Annotated in this window: 3 protein-coding genes and 1 pseudogene; 1 reads left to right on the top strand and 3 read right to left on the bottom strand. The window is 59.4% G+C overall.

Going from position 1 to position 3,521, the window contains the following annotated elements; all coding sequences use genetic code 11:
- Nucleotides 1-909: 909 nt before the first annotated feature.
- Complete coding sequence (locus ASF58_RS20095; protein WP_055956737.1) at nt 910-1,119, bottom strand: hypothetical protein; 210 nt, start codon at nt 1,117-1,119, stop codon at nt 910-912.
- Between the two features lie 566 nt (nt 1,120-1,685).
- Between ASF58_RS20095 and ASF58_RS20090 the strand changes: the two genes are divergently transcribed.
- A complete protein-coding gene (locus ASF58_RS20090) occupies nt 1,686-2,207 on the top strand; it encodes a MucR family transcriptional regulator (protein WP_055956734.1) in 522 nt (173 codons plus the stop codon).
- Between the two features lie 22 nt (nt 2,208-2,229).
- Here ASF58_RS20090 and ASF58_RS20085 read toward each other — a convergent pair whose 3' ends face one another.
- Entirely contained in the window at nt 2,230-2,958 is a 729-nt protein-coding gene (locus tag ASF58_RS20085) for a hypothetical protein (RefSeq protein ID WP_055956731.1), read from the bottom strand.
- A pseudogene (locus ASF58_RS20080) lies at nt 2,958-3,521 on the bottom strand (hypothetical protein); the annotation flags it as partial. The pseudogene ASF58_RS20080 and the gene ASF58_RS20085, both read right to left, overlap by 1 nt.

Here is a 3,521-nt window from a genome sequence, read left to right as displayed (position 1 = left end):
CCGTGCGCTTCAGGACGTCTTCGTTGGCGAACGCCGTGGTCGAAGCGACCATGCCGGCGCCGAGTGCGAGAAGATGTACCGCTCTCATGGATTCCTCCAGGGTGAGATGATCAATCGCGGCCTGAGGAGCAAGCTGCCATTCCATCTCATTATTGCTGATATCTGGTCGTTACCAGTAACTGCACGCATTGGAAGGCGAACAGCCATCTCGCCTGAGCAGCACAATAGCTCCGCAGGAAGAGTGCCGTCACGTGTAATATGTTTCTACGTCAGCGCAATAAGATTCTCATAAGTGCGACAAAAAAGTGATCACGTAATCGTTAGGCGTACACATGCAAAAGCATCGGACAACCCTGTGCAGGTTCCGTTATATGCGCGCGGCTTCGCTGTCGAACAAAGCTATGTCCGCGGAAATTCGCTCGCGATATTTTAAAATACGGAATTGCAGCCTGCTTTATTTATGCTAAACCTTCCTGGCGACAGGGTTGTAGGTTTCTTGGTTGTACCGCTCGGAAACTGTTGACCCCTACTCTGACGGTGAGGCCGAAAGGCTCTCACCGTTTTTTTGTGCCTACAGCTCGACAGCAACGACCTCAGGGAGAGAGACTCTCCTCTGAAGTGCGCCAAGAAAAAATATAGTTAGGCTAAGCGGGCTTCGAGTCAAACTCGGGTAGATCTGGCAATTCCGCCGGGGTAAATCAGGAATACTGCGGTTGGTTGTATTGATTCTTGCTGCCGCAATGATCATTGAGGTCGCTAGCGTCCCGGATGTACCCTACGACCGTCCTTAAGTTGCGATACCCGCTCGGATCTGTGACCCATTCGGGTTGTACAGGCCTATTGCCAAGATCGTAGAGCCGATCGTTCTTTGTCGTGTCGCTCTTGCGTTGCCCCCAGCCGTAGCCGCCGTCAGGGGTGTGGTTCTGCCTCACCGCCAGTAGCGATGCGTAGCGCGTGCATCTGCAGCATCACGCTCTCCGCGGCCGCGCGGGTATATTCCTCAATCAATTCCAATGGAATTTCCCTGTCTCGCAGACGCTGTGCCTTGTCCTGCAGGTTAACCCCTAGCAACTCGATGAGGCTCTGAACCTGGTCGTCGCCCACGCTCTTGCCCTGCATGAGTGTGGCTAGGTCCCCTCCATTGAGGTTACCAGCTTTCAGCCCGGCAGCTCGCCATTGAGTACGATCTGCATCTGTCATGGTCAGTGCTCAGCCTGCTCCGTAGCCACCGTCCTTGTTGGTCGGGCACCAGCTTGGCGAATGATCATCGTATCCTCCCGTTTCCGGACCCTGATCCTTAGAAGGCTCCACGAGACCAGGCGAGATCGGGCCAGCCTCAGCAGGGTCGTCGCTGACCCGTGGCTCGACCAGAGACCTACCCTTCGGCGGGATGCTGAGAGCGCCGGGCGTTGTCTTTTCGGTCGAACTCATAGCGCCTTCCCTTCTCATTACCTGTGGAGGTGAAGAGGCGAAGGTGCGTCCGGTTCCAGGCTTTGCGGAGACGAGCATCAGTTATCGAAGGGTGCCGCCTTTGCCGCTATAGAGATTGTGGCAGCGACAGATAGATCTAAATGCAATGTGGTGGATAAATCTCCTTCCTAGAGACGTTCGCGAATACCGAGGCTTGCTAATCCCGTAATGCCACGTCTTACAGGGTGATCATCCTACGTGAAGGAGATCATCACATGGACGAAATCACCCCGAATATGCCGACTGACCATATTGAGCTGACTGCAGACATCGTGTCAGCCTTCGTGTCGAACAACCCTGTCCCAGTAAGCGAACTGGCCAGCCTGCTTACCAGCGTACACGCCTCTCTCAGCGGACTTGCCGCGGGCGGATTTGCTGCGTCGCACAAGGAGGAGGTCGAGAAGCCGACGCCGGCTCAGATCAAGAAGTCGATCACACCGGACGCGCTCATCAGCTTCGAGGACGGCAAGCCCTACAAGACGCTGCGCCGGCATCTGACGCTTCGCGGCCTTACCCCCGAGGCATATCGGGCGAAGCACGGCCTTTCTGCCGACTACCCTATGACCGCTGCCAGCTACTCGGCTCAGCGCTCTGAGCTCGCACGCGCTCTGGGGCTCGGCAACAGCCGGAAGGGTCAGACGAGGGCTGCGGAGCCGGAGGAGACGGTCTCAGAGGCGTCCGCTGAAGCGAAGCCGAAGCGCGCTGGACGGCCACGCAAGGCAACTTCCGCAGAGTGATTTGGGTGAGAGGCGGCAGCTCTCATGCTGCCGCCTCAGCCTGATCGGATGAGCCGACTTCGACGATGGGATCCTGAGAAGGGTCGATTGCGCACCCGATTTCATCCGGCCAGCGGTAGATAATGCGGCTGTCGGCGCGCCCTCGCTGCAGATGCGTGTGCTGGATGAAGCCGCCGACGACGTAGCCGCTGGCTGTTCCAGGACCATGCATCTCCTGCCGGGTCTGCCGAAGCGCCAGCATCAGCTTCGCGCCCAGGATGCTAGCTGGCTCGTTTGCTTGGACAAGATTGCGGGGGAGACCAGCTGCCTCTAGCGCTTCAGGAGAGGCGTTCGGCTTAGCGAAGGAATGGAGCATGGCAGGCTCGAACGCCGCTACTCCATAAGCCGGCAAGTCGTAGGTCGCGATGAGGTAGCCGCGCCAGCGCTGCTCCCGTTCGGACCAGCCGGCGTACAGGAACATCGCGTAGTTTCTGCCGCCGTGAATGCGATCCATGGAAGCCAGGACCTCGACGGTCCAGCCCGGCATTGCATCGACGACCTGGTCAAACCCCACAGGTCCGTCAACGGCTATCACGTGGTTGAGCATCGAGAGGGACAGGCCAGAAGCAGAGGTCGTGATCACGGTATCGATGTCGGGCCGCACAATCTGCTTGGCATGGATGCGTCGGACTACGCCTTCTTCGTCGTAGGCGGCACCGTCCGAGAACATCGAGATGCCGTCGTCCAGCACGAACATGATGTTGGCGGTCATCAGGACGCCCTCACGAGCAGCACCGGGGCCTCGCCGATGCAGCCGGCCACTAGGCCGCCACGGCCACCTCGCGGCTCGAGGAAGCCGCCGTCAGCAAGGTACTTCGCCGTTCCATTGTTGAGGGAGTCGAAGAAGTGTTTGCCGTAGCGCGAGACGGATGACGCCTGGACGACGTACTCGCCATCGGACAGCCAAGCCGGGATCGAGTCCGACTTCGGGCCACCGGGCCCTCGCACGTGACCACCATCCGCGAAGCCGAAGAAGCTTTTGGCCGAGGCGAGTAGGCTGGACAGACCACTCGACTGCGCCGTTGGGCCTTGGGCTCCACTCGCCGGGGCGTTGGCGGCGCCGCTACCGCCCATGAGGCTACTGAGCAGGCCGTAGTCGCTGGTCCCCCGCTTGCCGAACAGCATGTCGCTGATGCTGTTGGCCGCGAGGTCGGCTACCCGGCTTTTGACGTTGGATTGGGATTGCCCCGGTTTGGTGGACACCGAGAACGCTTTCGCGTGAGGTGTTTGTCCGATGCCCAAGACCCGTCCCGCATACCCCGCCGAGTTCCGCCG

Source organism: Methylobacterium sp. Leaf125, from assembly GCF_001423085.1.
Lineage (GTDB): Bacteria > Pseudomonadota > Alphaproteobacteria > Rhizobiales > Beijerinckiaceae > Methylobacterium.
The sequence above is the reverse complement of the archived record's forward strand: the minus strand, read 5'-3'. Positions and strand labels throughout refer to the sequence as shown.